This window comes from Fictibacillus fluitans, from assembly GCF_030418125.1.
Classification (GTDB): domain Bacteria; phylum Bacillota; class Bacilli; order Bacillales; family Fictibacillaceae; genus Fictibacillus_C; species Fictibacillus_C fluitans.
The window spans coordinates 272,118-289,637 of record NZ_JAUHTR010000002.1; the positions used below are offsets into that span (position 1 = coordinate 272,118).

General features: G+C 45.7%; 17 protein-coding genes. 12 read left to right on the plus strand and 5 right to left on the minus strand.

The annotated features are described in order from the left end of the window. Nucleotides 1-16: 16 nt before the first annotated feature. From QYB97_RS06500 to QYB97_RS06525, 6 genes are all read left to right on the plus strand, one after another. The gene (locus tag QYB97_RS06500; protein ID WP_301165167.1) at nucleotides 17-724 is read left to right on the plus strand and encodes a GDSL-type esterase/lipase family protein; all 708 of its coding nucleotides are present in this window, start codon (nucleotides 17-19) and stop codon (nucleotides 722-724) included. Nucleotides 725-980: 256 nt separating this feature from the next. Continuing rightward, a complete protein-coding gene (locus QYB97_RS06505) occupies nucleotides 981-1,970 on the plus strand; it encodes an SIS domain-containing protein (RefSeq protein WP_301165168.1) in 990 nt (329 codons plus the stop codon). 30 nt (nucleotides 1,971-2,000) lie between these two features. Further along, a complete protein-coding gene (locus QYB97_RS06510; RefSeq protein WP_301165169.1) occupies nucleotides 2,001-3,284 on the plus strand; it encodes an ABC transporter substrate-binding protein in 1,284 nt (427 codons plus the stop codon). Nucleotides 3,285-3,401: 117 nt separating this feature from the next. Then, nucleotides 3,402-4,229: a carbohydrate ABC transporter permease gene (locus QYB97_RS06515; protein ID WP_301165306.1), complete on the plus strand. Its 828-nt coding sequence runs from the start codon at nucleotides 3,402-3,404 to the stop codon at nucleotides 4,227-4,229. 70 nt (nucleotides 4,230-4,299) lie between these two features. After that, a complete protein-coding gene (locus tag QYB97_RS06520) occupies nucleotides 4,300-5,112 on the plus strand; it encodes a carbohydrate ABC transporter permease (RefSeq protein WP_425589771.1) in 813 nt (270 codons plus the stop codon). Nucleotides 5,113-5,130: 18 nt separating this feature from the next. After that, on the plus strand, nucleotides 5,131-5,952 hold the full coding sequence (locus QYB97_RS06525) for a PfkB family carbohydrate kinase (protein ID WP_301165171.1): 822 nt from the start codon (nucleotides 5,131-5,133) through the stop codon (nucleotides 5,950-5,952). 38 nt (nucleotides 5,953-5,990) lie between these two features. Here QYB97_RS06525 and QYB97_RS06530 read toward each other — a convergent pair whose 3' ends face one another. Continuing rightward, complete coding sequence (locus QYB97_RS06530) at nucleotides 5,991-6,719, minus strand: UTRA domain-containing protein (protein ID WP_301165172.1); 729 nt, start codon at nucleotides 6,717-6,719, stop codon at nucleotides 5,991-5,993. 239 nt (nucleotides 6,720-6,958) lie between these two features. Here QYB97_RS06530 and QYB97_RS06535 point away from each other — a divergent pair, with 239 nt between their 5' ends. Together QYB97_RS06535 and QYB97_RS06540 are read left to right on the plus strand one after the other, a co-directional pair. Beyond that, on the plus strand, nucleotides 6,959-7,204 hold the full coding sequence (locus QYB97_RS06535; RefSeq protein WP_301165173.1) for a hypothetical protein: 246 nt from the start codon (nucleotides 6,959-6,961) through the stop codon (nucleotides 7,202-7,204). Nucleotides 7,205-7,363: 159 nt separating this feature from the next. Next, nucleotides 7,364-8,788 (plus strand): HEAT repeat domain-containing protein, encoded by a 1,425-nt coding sequence (locus QYB97_RS06540; RefSeq protein WP_301165174.1) that lies wholly within the window; start codon nucleotides 7,364-7,366, stop codon nucleotides 8,786-8,788. Between the two features lie 34 nt (nucleotides 8,789-8,822). On the opposite strand, the gene QYB97_RS06545 is transcribed toward QYB97_RS06540, so the two are convergent. Further along, the gene (locus tag QYB97_RS06545; protein WP_301165175.1) at nucleotides 8,823-9,665 is read right to left on the minus strand and encodes an AraC family transcriptional regulator; all 843 of its coding nucleotides are present in this window, start codon (nucleotides 9,663-9,665) and stop codon (nucleotides 8,823-8,825) included. Between the two features lie 304 nt (nucleotides 9,666-9,969). Between QYB97_RS06545 and QYB97_RS06550 the strand changes: the two genes are divergently transcribed. Then, complete coding sequence (locus QYB97_RS06550; protein ID WP_301165307.1) at nucleotides 9,970-10,932, plus strand: nuclease-related domain-containing protein; 963 nt, start codon at nucleotides 9,970-9,972, stop codon at nucleotides 10,930-10,932. Nucleotides 10,933-11,146: 214 nt separating this feature from the next. Here QYB97_RS06550 and QYB97_RS06555 read toward each other — a convergent pair whose 3' ends face one another. The 3 genes from QYB97_RS06555 to QYB97_RS06565 all read right to left on the minus strand — a co-directional run bounded on the left by QYB97_RS06555 (nucleotide 11,147) and on the right by QYB97_RS06565 (nucleotide 13,480). Continuing rightward, nucleotides 11,147-11,626 (minus strand): hypothetical protein, encoded by a 480-nt coding sequence (locus tag QYB97_RS06555; RefSeq protein WP_301165176.1) that lies wholly within the window; start codon nucleotides 11,624-11,626, stop codon nucleotides 11,147-11,149. Between the two features lie 89 nt (nucleotides 11,627-11,715). Further along, nucleotides 11,716-12,402, minus strand: a complete 687-nt coding sequence (locus QYB97_RS06560) for a response regulator transcription factor (RefSeq protein WP_301165177.1) — start codon at nucleotides 12,400-12,402, stop codon at nucleotides 11,716-11,718. Beyond that, nucleotides 12,374-13,480 (minus strand): sensor histidine kinase, encoded by a 1,107-nt coding sequence (locus QYB97_RS06565; RefSeq protein WP_301165178.1) that lies wholly within the window; start codon nucleotides 13,478-13,480, stop codon nucleotides 12,374-12,376. The genes QYB97_RS06560 and QYB97_RS06565 overlap by 29 nt, the downstream gene beginning before the upstream one ends. Nucleotides 13,481-13,796: 316 nt before the next feature. Here QYB97_RS06565 and QYB97_RS06570 point away from each other — a divergent pair, with 316 nt between their 5' ends. The 3 genes from QYB97_RS06570 (at nucleotide 13,797) to araD (ending at nucleotide 17,495) form a co-directional block, all read left to right on the plus strand. Then, nucleotides 13,797-14,903: a GntR family transcriptional regulator gene (locus QYB97_RS06570; protein ID WP_301165179.1), complete on the plus strand. Its 1,107-nt coding sequence runs from the start codon at nucleotides 13,797-13,799 to the stop codon at nucleotides 14,901-14,903. Between the two features lie 221 nt (nucleotides 14,904-15,124). Continuing rightward, nucleotides 15,125-16,807 carry a ribulokinase gene (araB, locus tag QYB97_RS06575; RefSeq protein WP_301165180.1) on the plus strand — a complete coding sequence of 561 codons (1,683 nt, stop codon included), beginning with the start codon at nucleotides 15,125-15,127 and terminating at the stop codon, nucleotides 16,805-16,807. Continuing rightward, nucleotides 16,800-17,495 carry an L-ribulose-5-phosphate 4-epimerase gene (gene araD, locus QYB97_RS06580; protein WP_301165181.1) on the plus strand — a complete coding sequence of 232 codons (696 nt, stop codon included), beginning with the start codon at nucleotides 16,800-16,802 and terminating at the stop codon, nucleotides 17,493-17,495. The genes araB and araD overlap by 8 nt, the downstream gene beginning before the upstream one ends. The last annotated feature ends 25 nt before the right edge of the window (nucleotides 17,496-17,520 follow it).

The window sequence follows — 17,520 nt, forward strand, 5'->3', positions numbered from 1 at the left end:
GGAGGCTAGATAAACCATGAAAACGATTCAACGCCCTAAAATGATATCCCCAGGCTTTTTTGGAAGCGTAATTGCCGCCGATTCCAGACGAACGGTATTTGATTTCCACAATGAAGTGCTGATAGCCAAGCAGGCACACATTGATTTTCTTTTTATTGGAGATTCCATTACGGAAATGTGGGATACAGAAACGTATTTTGGCGGTAAAGGAAACAAGATTGTGAACCGTGGGATCGGTGGAGACACCACCACTTATATGCTGAAGCGCTTTGATGCCGATTGCGTTCAGCTTAAACCGAAATACGCCATCATTAAGATCGGCATCAACAATTTATGGGCACTTGATGCTCCGGTAAGAGAGGAACGACCGGAACAAACTACACTGCTTGCAGAGATGGTTGCCGATATTGCGGAGATGGTCAGAAAAGCAAAGGACGGAGGGATTATCCCGATTGTCTGCTCGCTGCTTCCAACGAATGTTGAAACCAACATGCAAACGTTAATCCGGAATGAGCTCGTTCTGAAAATCAATGAGCAGCTAAAAGAACTCGTACGAAACGAAAACATTCCTTTTGTGAATTACCATCCTCATCTGACAGAAACGGATGGCAAAACGCTGCGCCCCGAACTTGCCGATGATGGTCTTCACCCGCATGTACTGGGGTATGATATTATGGCCGAAGTTTTGCGTGAGGAATTGGGAAGACAGGGTATTGCTATATAACGCAAAGTTCTACTCGTAAAAGGAAGGGGCTGTCCAGAAAGTCAGTAAAGCTGACTTCAGGCAGCTCCTTTTTTATATCTAAATCAAAAAATAACTCGAAAATTGTCGGCTAAATATTCTGAAAACAATATTGACTTGGAAGGAAACCGATGGTAAATTTATATCTAATAATATAACAATATATAACGTATTATAATGTTGTGTATTGTTTTGGGTATGCGCGCACCCGAAAATTTACTAATTGGAGGCATTATTCATGAGTACAGAATTAGTTGTTGACGTAAAAAAACAGGTTCAGGCAGCCCTTGAGGAAGTAAAGAAAAAGAATATTGAGAATGTATTTTTTGTGGCATGCGGAGGATCATCCGCTCTCATGTACCCAAGCAAATATGTGATTGACCGTGAGGCGAAAAAAATCGACGCCCACTTATACAGCTCTAATGAGTTTATCCACCGTAACCATAATAAACTCGGCGAAAACTCCCTTGTCATCCTTTGCTCGCACTCCGGCAATACGCCAGAAACCGTAGAATCTGCAAAGTTTGCCCGTTCAAAAGGAGCACTGGCCGTTTCATTGACAAATGTGGAAGGTTCACCATTGGCGCAAGCCTCTGATGTTGTCCTCAAGTATGAGTGGGGAGAGAAAGCGAATGCCTTCACCACCAACTACTCTGTTCTTTATCAGCTTGTTTTCGGCGTATTAAAAACCATTGAAAACAATGACAAATTCTCATTAATCGAAGAAAGTCTTGAAAACCTTCAGCCGGTATACGAAAAAGCAGTGGAGCTTTACAAGGGAAATGCCGAAGATTTTGGCCAATTGTACAAAAACGAAAACATTATTTACACAATGGCCAGCGGAGCTAACTATGGCGTAGCTTACTCATTTGCCATCTGCATCCTGATGGAAATGCAGTGGATCCACTCCCACGCCATTCATGCGGGTGAGTATTTCCATGGACCGTTTGAAATCATTGACCAGGAAACACCATTCATCATTCTCCTCGGTCTGGATGAAACAAGACACCTTGAAGAACGCGCGTTGGAATTCTCCAAGCGTTACGGCAAAAAGCTGATTGTCCTTGATGCAGTTGACTTTGATTTCAGTGGTGTGCGTGAAGAAGTGAAAGGCTACATTGCTCCATTGGTCCTTAACTATGTGCTGAGAACATATGCCGACCGTCTGGCTGAAGAGCGCAATCATCCATTGTCCACGAGAAGATACATGTGGAAGGTTGAATATTAAAATCAAGCTTTTACTGAGGGAGGAAAGGAAATGAAACGACTGCTTATTCTAGGTATGATCACCGCCATGCTCCTTTCATTCATGGCGGGTTGTACCTCCAGTCCGTCATCCGGAAGCAGTGATGATACCGTTGTACTCCGTTTTTTCCATCGTTGGCCGACAGAGCCCAAAAAGCAATATTTTGAAGACGCGGTGAAAGAGTTTGAAAAGTCTCATCCGAAGATTAAAATCCAGACCGAGGCCGTATTGAATGATTCCTACAAAGACAAAATCCGGGTGCTGCTTGGCTCGGATAATCCTCCTGACGTGTACTTTTCCTGGAGCGGCGAATTTGCCTACAATTTCGCCCGGGCGGGACAAGCTTATGATTTAACCAAGTATGTAAACGATGATAAAAAGTGGTCTGATCAAATCATTCCTTCCCAGTTTAAGCCTTTTACCCTGGATGGAAAGATTTACGGCGTTCCGTGGTCTACCGACGGCAAAGCCTTTTTTTACAACAAAAAGATTTTCAAAGATCTCGGGTTAAAGCCGCCAGCCACGTGGGATGAATTGCTCTCTGTTTCCAAGGATATAGAGAAAAAGGGCATCACACCAATCGCTTTCGGCAGCAAGGCACCTTGGACGATTTCTCACTATATCGGCTCCTTGAATGCCCAGATGGTACCGGAAGATGTGATTGAAAAAGACTATAACCTGAAAAATACGGATGGCGAGTTTACACATCCGGGTTACGTAAAGGCTCTGGAGAAGTTTAATGAGCTGAAACCGTTCTTTAATAAAGGTGTGAACTCGGTGGACCATGAGTATGCACGCCAGTTGTTTAACAGCGGAAAAGCGGCGATTGGCTATTTCCAGCTGGCCGAAATTGGAATGATCGAGCCGAGCCTGAAGAAAAATCTTGGTGTGTTCAATACACCGGAGATTGATGGTGGAGAAGGAAATCCGAACTCCATCACGGCCGCTCCGGAAGGAATCATGATTTCTTCCAAAACCAAGCATCCAAAAGAAGCGATGGAGTTCATTAAATTCCTCACTTCCAAAAAGAAGGGCACTGAACAGCTGACCAAGGTCAGTGAATACAGCGCTGTTAAAGGAACAACCAACGCACAGAATGCTTCCAAGCTTCAGCAGGATGCCATTAATCTCATTGTAAATGCGGATAAGACCTATCTCTGGTTTGATACAGCAGTGGATATCAAAATTGTTGATGCTTACCTAAAAGGATCCCAGCTTATGCTGAACGGAAAGAAAACACCAAAAGAAGTGATGGCGGATGTCCAAAAAGCCGCCAAGGGATTGCAGAAAAAATAAAAAATGGTGAAGAGAAGGTGGTTGCACGTTGACCACCTTCTTTTAAAAAAAGAAGAGGTGAATCCATTGCCGATCAGAAAATTCGTCCCGTATCTGTATCTTGCACCTTGCATATTGATGATGGGGCTTTTTGTATATTATCCAATCGTGGAAAACTTCCGGTTCAGTTTTTATGATTTTTCGGCTTTCTCCCCGGACAAGGCATTTGTCGGTTTTACCAATTTCATCAGCCTCTTTCATGATCCGGTGTTCTATACCGCGTTAAAAAATAACGTCTGGTATGCCGTCATCTCGATCATTTGCCAGGTGTTTGGCGGACTGATTTTGGCCGCTATTCTGGAGGACCCCATCACCCGGTTCATCAGCAGCTTTTTTAGAACGGTGTTCTTTTTGCCGGTGGTCATCTCGGTGACGGTAATCGCGCTGCTTTTCACCTTTGTGTATGAACCGAACATGGGGATTCTGAACAGCTTTCTGCATGGACTTGGATTGGACTCCTGGACAAGAGAGTGGCTCGGTGATTCGGAAACAGCGATTTTTGCGGTCATTGCCGTATCTCAATGGCAGAGTATCGGCTATATCATGATGTTGTTTATCGTTGCCATTCAGGCGGTCCCAAGAGAAATTTATGAAGCGGCAGAAATGGACGGGGCCGGGAAAGTCCGAAAGTTCATTTCCGTTACCGTTCCACAGGTGAAAGAGATGTTTTTTGTCGCTTCGCTTATTACGCTGACAGGCGCTTTTACCGTGTTTAATGAACCGTATATTTTAACCGGGGGAGGTCCTGGCAACGCCAGTGAGGTGCTTGGAACGCTCCTTTACAATTCGGCTTTTGCCAAAGACCAGATGGGCTATGCATCCGCTATCGCCACCGTCATTCTCGTTCTCACATTGCTTGTGTCCTTGGTTCAAATGAAGCTATTCCGTACAGGGAAGGATGATTGATTTGGAAACGAAAGCAGCGATTGATTATACCTACAATGTACCTGCCAAAAGAAGATCGAAGAAAGGAAAGATCAAAGAAGCTGTTCCGCTTTATTTCATTTTAGTAGTCTACTTTATCGTGGTGGCGTACCCGCTGTTCTGGATGATCGTTAATTCCTTTAAAACCACGGACGAGATTTTCTCCAACAGCTGGGCCATGCCGCAGAAATGGCTATTTTCCAACTATTCCCACGCCTGGGAAACAGGAATTTCGGGATACTTCGTGAATAGTTTAGTCGTCACTGTCACCACCTGTTTGGGAACAGTGTTCATAAGCGCACTGGGGGCATACGGGTTAACACGGTTTTCCTTCAAGGGAAAGAATGCGCTTCTTATTCTTTGCATGGGCGGAATGATGCTCTCTCCGCAAGTCAGCCTTGTTCCTTTATATAAATTGATCCAGGCATTGGGCATCCATGATACGTATTTGGCGCTGATTCTTCCGTATGTGGCATACCGGATTCCCATCACCCTTCTGCTCATTCGCGCTGCTTTCCTTGATGTGCCGAAGGAGCTTGAAGAATCTGCGGTTCTTGATGGATGCAGTTCGTGGGCTGTCTTCACCAAAATATTTTTACCGCTCAATTATCCCATCCTTTTAACAGGGATTATTCTTACGGCGTATTTTACATGGAATGAATTTATGTTCGCGCTCATTTTTGTCGATTCAGAATCATTGAAAACCATTCCAGCCGGCCTTATGCAGTTCAGGGATGCGCTGCAGACCAACTGGGGAGTCCTGCTGGCGGGGCTGATGATTTCAGCGGCACCTATTATTCTCTTATTTTTATTTATGCAAAAATATTTCATTCGCGGCTTGGCAGCAGGCAGTGTAAAAGGATAAGAAAGGATTGAAATACAAATGAAATTAATAGCGATCGGTGATAATGTGGTTGATGTTTACCTCGAGCGGAATGAAATGTATCCGGGGGGAAATGCGCTGAACGTAGCGGTGCTGTCCCGTCAGTGCGGAGCAGAAGAAACGGCGTTTATTGGAATTGTGGGAAATGACACAGAAGGTGACCATATCCTTGAGTCTCTGAAAAAGGAAAATGTCGATGCAAGCAGGGTACGCCGGGCGGTCGGAGAGAGTGGGAAAGCTTATGTAAATCTCGATGAAGAAGGCGACCGGATTTTTGTAAAATCCAATAAGGGCGGTGTACAGGCTGAATTAAAGCTGAGATTAACAGAAGAAGACTATGAATCTGTTAAACGCTATGATGTACTTCATACCAGTATTTACAGCAGCCTGGAGGATGAGCTTCCACGGCTGAAAAAAGTAATTCCTCTTTCTTATGATTTTTCCAACCACTATAACGATGAATTGCTCAAAAAAGCATGTCCGTATCTTACGTTTGCTTTTGTGTCGGGAAGCGATTTATCAGAGCTGGAAATTGATGCATTGATCGCTAAAATTCATACCTTTGGAGCCGCGAATGTGGTGATTACCAGAGGATCGAAGGGTGTTATGATGTCGGATGGGTCCAACCGGTACACTCAGGGCATTGAGGACGCGGAGGTCATTGATACGCTTGGAGCAGGTGATTCGTTTATCGCTGGATTTTTAACAAGCTGCTTTAACGAGTCTTCCATTGAAGCGTCTCTGCAGTTTGCAGCCTTAAAAGCCGCAAGAACCTGTGAAGTTATGGGTGCGTTTGGTTATGGTAAATCGCTGATCGTATGAAAAATGGAACTAGCCAGCAATGGCTTAGTTCCATTTTTTTATGTGGAGATCGTAAATGCGATATGTGTGGTTGGTACTTTAAAGGTGGAAATATGAATAGGTACTCCTTGTGCGTCAAACACTGTTTTATCAATGTTGAACAGCATGGACCCGGGATCGCAATCCAGGTACTCGGCCTCGACAGCGGAAGCAGGTACAGCGGTTAAAATCTTGGTGGAGGTGGTCGACTGCATGTCCACCTGGTAAATATGTTTCAGTACATCGTAGGTGGACTCATACTCGAAAATGTTCTCCATCAGTTTAGGGAAGCGAATCAGGGAATAATGGACAATATCGATGGTAAACGGCATGTCATCAATGAACATCAGGCGCGATAGATTGAGTACAGGCGAGCCCACTTCAACTTGAAGCGCCTCGGCCACTTGCTTTGTTGCTTTGATCTCCTTGCATTCCAGCACTTTTTTGGAGGAGTTAACCCCCATTTGCTTGCTGAAGTCAGAGAACCCTTCAACCGTAATCAGCTCGCGGGCAACCTTTTTTCGGGAAACAAACGTGCCTTTGCCTTGCTTACGTTCCAATAGTCCTTCTTCAACTAATTCCTGGATTGCCCGCCTGACGGTAATCCGGCTCACACTGTAAATGTCACAAAGCTCAGCCTCATTCGGAATTCTGTCTCCAACTTTATATACTCCCTTATCCATCTCATCTTTTATGTTGATCATCAGCTGTTCATATAAAGGAAGGGAACTGGCGTTGTTCAATTTCATGGATTAAGCTTCCTCCTATTATTAAGTCGTTATATAATATTATATAACAAATATATAATAAAATCATATGATTAATAGGTCCCTATAAAACTATACGATGGATAAGCGGAATTGACTTCTTATTTGGTGTACCCTGTTACATTTTTTTCTGAAAAATAGTGGTTGGCAGTTGACGTTAAGTATAATTTTACATATTAAGGAAAATATTTAATGCGCATAAAACAGGAGGCTGCTATTGGATGAAAAGGTGGATCATGCTGTTATTTCTTTTGGCCAACATCGTTTCTATCATTTACTTCCTGATTAACTTTGAATCTGCGTTCAACCCTTTATGGATGGCGTTTTTTATTCTGGGGCTGGTTCTTTCTATTGTTTTTATGAAAGAGAGAGGTAGGCGGGCCTTGCCTTTCAGCGTTCTTGTCACAAGTTTGAGCTTGCTCGGTGCGTTTGCTTTTAACTACTTTTTGTCGCATTTAATGGGTTGAATCCTTGTTGAAGAATACACCTGTGCCATAAAAGGGAGGGCGATATGCCTTCTTTTTTTATATCTTAATTTTGTACCAATCTGCCTTAGCTTTCTCTATTCTGATTAAGATTTCCTCTGTTTATAATCAAGGGGAAATGAAGAAAGGGAGGCAGATCACATGGCGACGCAGTTGAAAGTGGATTCACCGCTTTTGTTGACGGATGAGCAGATGAAGACGTTTATCACAGACGGCTTTCTCATTCTGCAAACGGACTTCTCCGAGGAATTTCATGAAACGTTGAACACGCAGTTGAAAACGGTATATGAGGAAGAAGGAAACCCCGGGAATAATCTCTTGCCAAGGATTCCGGAGCTTCAAAAGGTGTTTGACCATCCGATCATTACAGGGGCCTTAACCAGTGTTTTAGGTTCGGATTACATGCTTCATGCTCACCGGCATGGCCATTTCAATGCTTCTCCGGAAGCGGGAGGATGGCATAAAGACAGCTACTGGGGATATCAGCGGATGCGCAATCATCATCCATGGTGGGCGATGATCATGTATTTTCCACAGGACACGCCTGTGGAGCTCGGACCGACGGGAATCATGCCGGGGACGCAAAATTATGAAACCCGAACTTTCCAGGACGATGAAACAAAGGAAGAAGCTTTGGCGAGCGGTAAGGCAGGAACCTTCGCTCTGATCCATTATGATATATGGCATAGAGCCACTCCAAATGTGGTCGGCGAGCCGCGGTTTATGCTGAAGTTTGAGTTTATGAGAACGAAGGCGCCGCTAGCTCCAAGCTGGGATCATGAGGCGGAGTCCTGGAGCAAGCCGTCTTCTGCTCAAGCGCTGCCCGAACAGCATGATGTGATGTGGGAAGACACATGGAACTGGCTGGCTGGAAGGGTTGGAAGCCTGGCAGACACTAGGCTGAAGGATGAAGCTGAGGTTCAAGCGCTTGTTCAGGAGCTGGGGGATGAATCCGAGCCACAGGGATTGAATGCGGCCTATGAACTGGCCTGCAGCGGGAAAAATGGCGTGTACGAACTTTTGCAGGCCCTGTACCATGAAAATGTCAGGGTATCGCGGGTTGCGGCTTACGGCCTTTCCATCGCTGGCCCTGGGGCGATTTCTGGGTTAATTTCTGCTTTGGAGAATGGCCGACCGAAAACGGTCGTGCATGCGGCGTTTGCGCTGGGTGAACTGGGACATCATGCGGCTAAGGCAGTCCCTCAGTTAATTCAATGCTTGAAGCATTCATCGGAGAAGGTCCGCCGAACGGCAACAGAGGTGCTTTCCATGATTGGACAGCCAACGGAGGAAGTAGTTCAAGGACTATCTCAATGCCTGGAGGACCCGGATGTTCAAGTCCGCTTCATGGCCGGGTTATCCCTTGCACGCCTTGGTCCTGCTGCCGCCTCTGCCGTTCCGTCGCTCGAGAAAGCACTGAATGATGAGAACCGGTATGTACGTGCTCATGCGGCAGAGGCGCTTCGTTACATTGGAACGGAGGAGGCAAAAGATACCCTCATTCAGTTTCTGTTTAATTCACGATGGTGCCCGACGACCACACCGGCAAATACGTTTTATCCTTAAAAATGACTCAGGCTCCGTTTTCTTACGGGGCCTTTTAGTTCTTTGTTACCCCGGTGCGTGAAATCATTTCCCGGTAGTTTTTCGGCGAGAATCCAATCTGTTCGCGGAACATTCGCGAGAAATAAGAAACCTCCATACCGAGCGAATCCGCGATACCAGTAACACTCTGTTCGGTGAACAGCAGAAGGTGTTTGGCCCTTTCCATGCGCTGCCGGTTAATGAATTGGATGGGGGACAAACCTGTGTATTTTTTAAAAACAGAAATAAAGTAGTTGGGATGAAAGCTGGCGATGCGGGCCAAATCCTCAACCGACAACGAGTCATGAAGATGGCTTTCAATGTACTGCAGAATCTTATCCATTTTTTCAAAGGAGGGAACCGTACGGGAATCAAAATGAACTTCGCTGCTTTGTTCAATAAAGTCAGCCATGATCCCAAACAGGGTGGAGTGAACGCGAAAGCCGCTGGATAAATCTCCTTTTTCCGAATGCAAAATGAGCTGCTTAAACTTGTGGATTAACAGCTCGGGATCGCACGGTGTAATAAATACCGGAGCCTGTATGATTTGAAACAAGTGAGCATCATTGACCTTTGAGCTGAAGTGGCACCAATACTTTCCGAAGGTGTTATGATCGTTGAGGGTTCCGTACGCCTGGGTGGAGCCGGCTGGAAGAAGATACAGTTCGCCGGGTTTAGGGTAATAGGTTTCGCCGTTGACCTTTACAAAGCCCTCACCCTCCATAATAAAATATAGCTTGTTAAACTCGGGAACATAGCTGTCCTCTGCCCAGGTAGCGGGAACTTTCGTGTACCTCGCAATGGACAAGTCCAATTGAGCATTCGTCATATAATTTTTCCAAAAGGTGGTTTGCTGCATGTTCTTCACGCGCCCGTCTTGTCTGTTTTACTCATTATATCAAAATATTCGGTAAACTATCGCGGGGAGGTTTTATGAAAATGACGTGATATGCAACTATTTTTTGTCGAACCGCAAGTAAATCGGTAATTACCGCAACTATTCCGTGTCGAACCGCAAGTAAATCACGATTCACCGCAAGTATTCCATGTCGAACCGCAAGTAAGCAAAAATCCACCCCTCCCATCCTGATAAAAGAAGGATAAACCTATAGGCAGCACGAACCTTTTCATCAATAAGTAGAGGAGTTGATGTGCATTTGATTGTGAAAAACCGAAAAATACCGATTCATATTCGAAAACTCGAGGCATTGTTGAGGAGATTGCCCCCAGAACATGCGAAACGAAGAGAGATTGAAGAACAATTAGCCCGCAGAATGGCTGGATATCGCGGAGAGCAGTCCTTGGATTATTATCTGGGTTTCCTTCAAGATTATTTTATTCTGCAGGATCTCCGTCTCCCAAATGGAGATTACCATTTCCAGCTTGATGCGATCCTTATTTCTCCTTATTTCATCCTCATTTTAGAAGTGAAAAACATTTCCGGTACGCTCATTTTTGATGACCACTTTAAACAGTTGATTCGCGTTACTCCAGAAAAAGAGGAGGGCTTTCCGGATCCGATTCTTCAAGTGGAACGCCACCGTGAGCAATTGAGGAGCTGGCTTTTGGGACAAAAATTTGAAAAGATTCCAATTGAAACGTTGGTAGTGATCAGCTATCCCAATACAGTAATTAAAAACACCCTGCTGAATTTGGCGTCCCATTTATCAGAAAAGGTCATTCATAGTGGGCACTTACTTACAAAAATCAAGTCTTTCGAAACACTCCACCGCAAGCCACTGCTCAATCCCCAGCATATTAAAAAAATTTCAAAAAAACTCCTCATGAGCCATACCCTTTCCAACCCAGCCGTTCTAAAGCAATTTCAAATCCAGCCCCATGAAATTTTAACGGGTGTCCAATGCCCTCAATGTTCTTCTCTGCCAATGGTCAGACTGCATGCCAAATGGATTTGCCCTACTTGTGGTTCCCTGTCCAGAGACGCACATTTTTCCGCCCTGAACGACTACAAGCTCCTCGTTGATCTCACTATATCAAACCGTGAACTTAAAGATTTTCTTCATTTGTCTTCCATCTATGCAAGCTCCAGAATTCTTCAGTCCATGAATCTTCCTTATTCAGGCTCATATAAAAATCGGCGCTATATGATGTCCCTTGATGATTGAGTGAAAGCTGATAAAGGCCATCCATGAAGCATGGGTGGCCTCTGTATTTTTGTGAAAATGATGTGATATGCAAGTATTTCTTGTCGAACCGCAAGTAAATTTCGTTTTACCGCAACTATTACGTGTCGAACCGCAAGTAAATCATGATCTACCGCAAGTATTCCATGTCGAACCGCAAGTAAGCTCCATAACCTAACAAAAAAGAGCTGAATCCTCAGCTCTTGTCATACCTCATAAATCCAATAAAGATCAAAATCGACGCAATAATATTAAAAGCAACCCGAAACCAGTGCACAATGAGAAATTCATGAGCGGTTTGCTGCAAAAAGGCAGCAGAATGCATCTTAGTTCCTTCAATAAACATGATTTCGTTGCGAGGCCATTCAAAAATCATGGAGACTGCTCCTTCCACGACGATCATGAGCATGCTGAACAAAATCCAATACCGCGCGACTTTGAATCTCCACCCCAAAGCCAGTGCCAAGATCCCTGTAACAATACTCGCCGCTCCTAGTGGCGGAAAGTAGGTGTGCGGGCTTGCTACCTTCATGAAATCCATGCCGGTTTGAAGAGATTGCGGGACGTTATAAAAAATATTGGGATACAGCATGAATGTATCAGCTAAAATGCTTCCAAGCATAATCCACTGCACCCAGAGATGAGAGAGAATGGATAAAAACGTTAATCTTTTCATTATAAAAATCCTCCTTTAACGAGCTTGAACTCATCATAAGGTGGAAAGCTTAAATGATTATAAGCAAATTCTTAACGATTTCTTAAATCTCAGCTTTTAAATCGATAGCCAACACCCCAGACCGTTTCGATAAATTGGGGTGCTCCGGGGTTTTCCTCGATCTTTTCTCGGATTTTGCGGATATGTACGGTAACGGTGGAAAGGTCGCCGATCTCGCTCATACCCCAGATCCGCTCAAAAAGGTCTTCTTTGCTGAACACATGATTGGGGTGTAAAGCGAGAAATACCAGCAAATCGAACTCTTTGGCGGTCATTTTTACTTCCTTCCCCTGAAGGAAAACCTGCCGGGAATCTCTATATACTTCAAGGGCTTGATGTGAGATCAGGTCAGGCGCTCCCCGGTTTTTTGTCAGCCGCTGATACCGGTTAATATGAGCCTTCACGCGGGCTACCAGTTCGTTGGAATTAAAGGGCTTGACGATGTAATCATCGGCACCCCGGTCAAAGCCGCGCAGTTTATCAATATCCGCTTTTCTGGCGGTTACCATAAGAATCGGAATATCCAGCCGGTCGCGAAGCATGGTGCACAGTTCAAAACCGTCGGTTCCGGGAAGCATCAGATCAAGAAGAATAAGATCGTACGAACCTCCATCCGCTTTTCTTAACCCGTCATCTCCGTTTACGGCAATATCGCTCTGGATCCCGTGGAATTCCAAGTAATCCCTCTCCAGTTCCGCAATGCTCAGTTCATCTTCTATAATCAGCACTCTCGGCATGACTGTCCTCCTTTTTCAATGTAAAAAAGATGCTTGTGCCTTTTCCTTCTTCACTTGCAACCCAGATTTCACCGCCATGCCGCTCAATGATTTTTTTGGCGATGGAAAGGCCGAGGCCGCTTCCGCCAGTCGATGAATTTCTTGATTTCTCTGCACGGTAAAAGCTGTCGAAAATATGCTGCAGCTCTTGTTTACCTATACCGCTGCCGTTATCCGCAATTCCAACCAAAATATGATCGCTCTCTTCCATTAGCGAAACCTGGATTTCCTTCCGCTGTGTGTCGGTGTATTTCAGGCTGTTTTGAATGAGGTTATGCACCACTCGTCCCAAATTGGAACGGTCAGCCTTGACCATATATGTTTCCTCGGGTTTCGTTTGAAGCCAAGCATGAACGTGCTCCACCTCGTTTACTTCATCCAGAACATCCTCAAAAAAGGCTCGAAGGTCTATGGGTTCATATTGAAAAACTGTCTGGCCGGCATCGAGCTTGGAATAGAAAAAAAGTTCATCGATCAATTGATCCATTTCCGCTGCTTTCTGATACACGGTTTGAAGATAATGATTTTGTTTTTCCGGAGTATGGGCCACCCCGTCCAAAATACCCTTAACGTAACCCTTGATCGAGGTGAGCGGCGTTTTTAAATCATGCGATACACTCGCGATCAATTCTTTCCGGTTCTTTTCGTATTGATCTCTGGCATCATTTGCTGTTTTGAGCTGAATTCTCATACTTTCAAAGGTTTCCGAAAGCTGGCCAAGCTCGTCCTTTTTCATGGGTTCAATTTTGTAATCCAGATTCCCGTTGCTGATTTCCTCTGCCGCTCTGGACAGTTTTCGTACTGGAATGAGGATCGAGCGGGCTACCGCATAGGTTAACAGACCATTGGTCAGAGTAAGGATAACGAGCAGACCGACGAACCTCATCGTCATAAAAAGCTGTGACCGGCTTCCTTTTACGTCCACATGAAAACCATAAATGAGCAGCAGGGCAATAATCATTTCCAAAATGAAAAAGGATGCGACAGGGACAGCGATCATTGCGATATTTGAAAGGATCAGTCGCTTTTTTATAGACATGTATTCCACCCATCGTATTATGCCGTTTCTTTCTTTTTATGTGAAAATGACGTGATATGCAACTAATTTTTGTCGAACCGCAAGTAAACTTAAGATTACCGCAAGTATTTCGTGTCGAACCGCAAGTAAATCCAGCATTACCGCAAGTATTCCATGTCGAACCGCAAGTAATGCACCCCACCCCGCAATTCCTCCAATAATTCTTCAAGAAAAACTAGTAAACACTCCCCGGTCTGTGTTATTTTTACTGTATCAGAGTTACGTACAACTTTAAAAAGTGAACATACAAGTAAAGAAAACAAAGGATGGATGCACGGTGAAGGAAAACTCAAAATACATACAAGTGAAAAATCAGATAAAAGACTGGATCCTGGAAGGGAAGGTCAAGCCGGGAGAAAAGATCTATTCGGAAAACGAATTGGTGAAGCTGTTTGGCGTCAGCCGCCATACGGTAAGGCAGGCGATTGGCGTCCTGGTTCATGAGGGCTGGCTGTACCGCGAGCACGGATCAGGGACATTTTGCTCCAACCGCCTTCTGCAGCAAACCAAACGGGAGAGCAGCAAAAACATCGGTGTCATTACAACGTACATGTCGGATTATATCTTTCCGTCGATTATCCGAGGGATTGAACAGTATCTTTCCAGCCAGGGCTATTCATTGATCATGGCGAGCACGAACAATGATTTGGAAAAAGAAAAACAGTGCCTGCAGACGATGCTCAGCAAAAATATCGATGGCTTGATTGTTGAGCCGACAAAGAGCAGCTCGGCCAATCCGAACATCAGCTATTATTTGAATTTGGAGCAGCATAATATTCCTTATTTAATGATCAACCAGTATTACAAGGAAATCAATCCGCCGCATCTGGTGGTCGATGATGAAAAGGGTGGCTTTTTGGCGACTGAGCATTTGATTCAATATGGCCACAAGAAGATTCTTGGCATTTTTAAAAGTGATGACCTGCAGGGAGTCAACCGGATGAAAGGCTATATTGATGCGTTTCGGAAATACAATCTGCCGTTTTTTCCTGACATGATTGTGACCTATACGACGGAAACGAAGGAAGAGAAGATTGCTGAAATTCGTTCCTTGCTTGAAGGGAAGGAACGCCCGACGGGACTGATCTGCTACAACGATGACGTGGCCTTAAGCGTGCTGAATGTTGTCCGCAGCTTGAATTTAAGCGTGCCGGGAGATCTCTCCATTGTAGGATATGATGATTCCCAGCTGGCTACGGCGTCCGAAGTGAAGCTCACGTCTGTCTCCCATCCAAAAACGCAAATGGGCATTGATGCTGCCAAACGGATTATCGCCAAAATTGAAGGGAAATCGTTGGAAAACGGAACCGATTCATTCGTTTATGAGCCTGAATTAATCGTAAGAGAGTCAACGAAAAAATTGTCTTCGAAAATAGTTACTTGAATTTTTTGAATTTTATCCTTGAAATTTGTAGAATCGGTGCTACAATAAAAAACAAGTGATGCGTACAAGTTATTGTACAAAGAAGCGTATGTATAGAAGTGATTAATGACTTTCCCCTTTGTCATCTCACCAATGCGTACGCTTTTATTTTAACTTGTACGTACATCATCTTCAGTATGTAAACGCTTACTAAACTATTTTTGTCGTAAGAAGGTGAATGGATGAGCAAGTATTCAATCGGTGTGGACTTTGGCACGCAATCTGGAAGGGCGCTTCTGGTGGAAGTGGCCACAGGCAGGGAAGTTGCAACCGCAGTAAAGGAATATACACATGGAGTGATGGACCGCCAGCTCCCGGGCGGTAAAAAGCTGAAAGAGGACTGGGCGCTGCAGCATCCGAAGGACTACCTTGAAGTTCTGCAGACAACGATACCTCAAGTATTGAAGGAAGCAGGGATAGCGGCAGATGAGGTAATCGGGCTTGGAATCGATTTTACCGCCTGCACGATGCTGCCGGTTGATCATGAAGGAACCCCGCTGTGCATGCATGAAGGATATCAGGATCATCCGCATGCTTACGTGAAGCTATGGAAGCATCATGCGGCACAGGAAGAGGCCAACCGGTTAAACGAAACCGCCGAAGCGCGCGGAGAAGACTTCCTTGCGCGCTATGGCGGAAAAATTTCATCGGAATGGCTGATTCCAAAGATTTGGCAGATTTTAAATGAAGCACCTGAAGTGTATGAAGATGCCAGTCATATGCTGGAGGCGACCGACTGGGTGATCTCCCAATTAACCGGATCAATTCAGAGAAACAGCTGCACTGCGGGCTATAAGGCGATCTGGCACAAGCAGGAAGGCTATCCGCCAAACGACTTTTTCAAAGCACTCGATCCGAGGCTCGAGCATGTGGTGGAGGAAAAGCTGAGTGCGCCGATTGTCCCGATCGGTTCAAAAGCCGGGGAGCTGACAGAAAAAGCGGGAGAGCTGACCGGGTTGAATCCGGGAACAGCCATTGCGATTGCGAATGTTGACGCTCATGTCGCCGTACCGGCCGTCGGCATCACAGAGCCGGGCAAGCTGCTGGCCGTGATGGGAACATCCACCTGTCATATCCTGCTTGGTGAAAAAGAGGAAATCGTACCAGGCATGTGCGGCGTGGTGGAGGATGGCGTCATTCCGGGATACCTCGGTTATGAAGCAGGACAGTCGTGTGTCGGTGACCATTTTGAATGGTTCATTAAAAACGCTGTACCGAAAAGCTATCAGAAGGAAGCAGAAGAAGCCGGCAAGGAAATTCATCAGTACCTTACCGAAAAAGCGGGTGAGCTTAAAGCGGGGGAAAGCGGTCTTCTGGCGCTGGACTGGTGGAACGGCAACCGCTCGGTGCTTGTCGATGCGGATCTTACCGGACTGCTGATCGGTGCCACACTGGCCACCAAACCGGAGGAAATTTACCGGGCGCTCATTGAAGCGACAGCCTATGGAACGCGAATGATTGTGGAAACCTTCCGGAAATCCGGTGTCCCGGTTCATGAATTCTACGCTTGCGGCGGCATTGCCCAGAAAAACGCTTTCATGATGCAGGTGTATGCGGATGTACTGAACATGGAGATCCGGATTTCGGATTCGGCGCAGACTCCGGCGCTTGGAAGCGCGATGTTCGGAGCAGTGGCAGCCGGCAAAGAGAGCGGAGGCTATGATGATATCCGGGAAGCGGCCAAACATATGGCCCGCATCAAGGATAAGGTCTATCAGCCGCAAAAGGAAAATGTGGAAATTTACAGCGCGCTGTACGATGAATACGCGAAGCTGCATGATTACTTCGGCCGGGGTGAAAACAACGTGATGAAAACGTTGAAAAATTTCAAGAGACAAGCAGGGGAGGTCATGCACCATGCTTGATCAGCTAAAAGAGGAAGTGCTGGAAGCGAACCTTGCGCTGCCAAAGCATCAGCTCGTAACGTTTACGTGGGGAAATGTAAGCGGCATCGACCGGGAGACTGGGAGCGTTGTCATTAAACCGAGCGGCATCCCTTATGAACAGCTGAAAAAAGAGCACATGGTCGTGGTTGATCTGAATGGTGACGTGGTGGAGGGAGACTTAAATCCGTCCTCAGATACGCCAACCCATGTGGGGCTTTACCGGGCGTTTCCCAATATCGGCGGCATCGTCCATACCCACTCGCCCTGGGCCACCAGCTGGGCACAGGCCGGCCTTGCCATACCGCCGCTTGGCACCACGCATGCCGATTATTATTACGGCGAGATTCCGTGTACGAGGGCATTGACTGATTTGGAGATCCAGCAGGATTATGAAGTGGAAACCGGCAATGTGATCATTGAAACATTCCGGGAGCGGGGACTTGAGCCCACTGCGATTCCCGGGGTTCTTGTGACCAACCATGCACCGTTTTGCTGGGGAAAAAATGCCGATCAGGCGGTGCATAATGCTGTCGTCCTTGAGGAAGTTGCGAAGATGGCGCTTCATACCATGCAGCTGAATCCCGGGATCCCGGCAATCAGCCAGGCGATTCTCGACAAGCATTATTTGCGCAAGCATGGTGTGAATGCCTATTATGGGCAGAAGTAATAGAACAACTTGTCCGTATGAGTAG

Bases quoted from the DNA above. Each gene is read 5' to 3' on its own strand.
- QYB97_RS06555 (WP_301165176.1), bottom strand. From the start codon at position 11,626: ATGAAAAGATTAACGTTTTTATCCATTCTCTCTCATCTCTGGGTGCAG.
- QYB97_RS06510 (WP_301165169.1), top strand. From the start codon at position 2,001: ATGAAACGACTGCTTATTCTAGGTATGATCACCGCCATGCTCCTTTCA.
- QYB97_RS06530 (WP_301165172.1), bottom strand. From the start codon at position 6,719: ATGAAATTGAACAACGCCAGTTCCCTTCCTTTATATGAACAGCTGATG.
- QYB97_RS06525 (WP_301165171.1), top strand. From the start codon at position 5,131: ATGAAATTAATAGCGATCGGTGATAATGTGGTTGATGTTTACCTCGAG.
- QYB97_RS06560 (WP_301165177.1), bottom strand. From the start codon at position 12,402: ATGCCGAGAGTGCTGATTATAGAAGATGAACTGAGCATTGCGGAACTG.
- QYB97_RS06535 (WP_301165173.1), top strand. From the start codon at position 6,959: ATGAAAAGGTGGATCATGCTGTTATTTCTTTTGGCCAACATCGTTTCT.
- araB (WP_301165180.1), top strand. From the start codon at position 15,125: ATGAGCAAGTATTCAATCGGTGTGGACTTTGGCACGCAATCTGGAAGG.
- araD (WP_301165181.1), top strand. From the start codon at position 16,800: ATGCTTGATCAGCTAAAAGAGGAAGTGCTGGAAGCGAACCTTGCGCTG.
- QYB97_RS06515 (WP_301165306.1), top strand. From the start codon at position 3,402: ATGATGGGGCTTTTTGTATATTATCCAATCGTGGAAAACTTCCGGTTC.
- QYB97_RS06545 (WP_301165175.1), bottom strand. From the start codon at position 9,665: ATGCAGCAAACCACCTTTTGGAAAAATTATATGACGAATGCTCAATTG.
- QYB97_RS06500 (WP_301165167.1), top strand. From the start codon at position 17: ATGAAAACGATTCAACGCCCTAAAATGATATCCCCAGGCTTTTTTGGA.
- QYB97_RS06540 (WP_301165174.1), top strand. From the start codon at position 7,364: ATGGCGACGCAGTTGAAAGTGGATTCACCGCTTTTGTTGACGGATGAG.
- QYB97_RS06565 (WP_301165178.1), bottom strand. From the start codon at position 13,480: ATGTCTATAAAAAAGCGACTGATCCTTTCAAATATCGCAATGATCGCT.
- QYB97_RS06505 (WP_301165168.1), top strand. From the start codon at position 981: ATGAGTACAGAATTAGTTGTTGACGTAAAAAAACAGGTTCAGGCAGCC.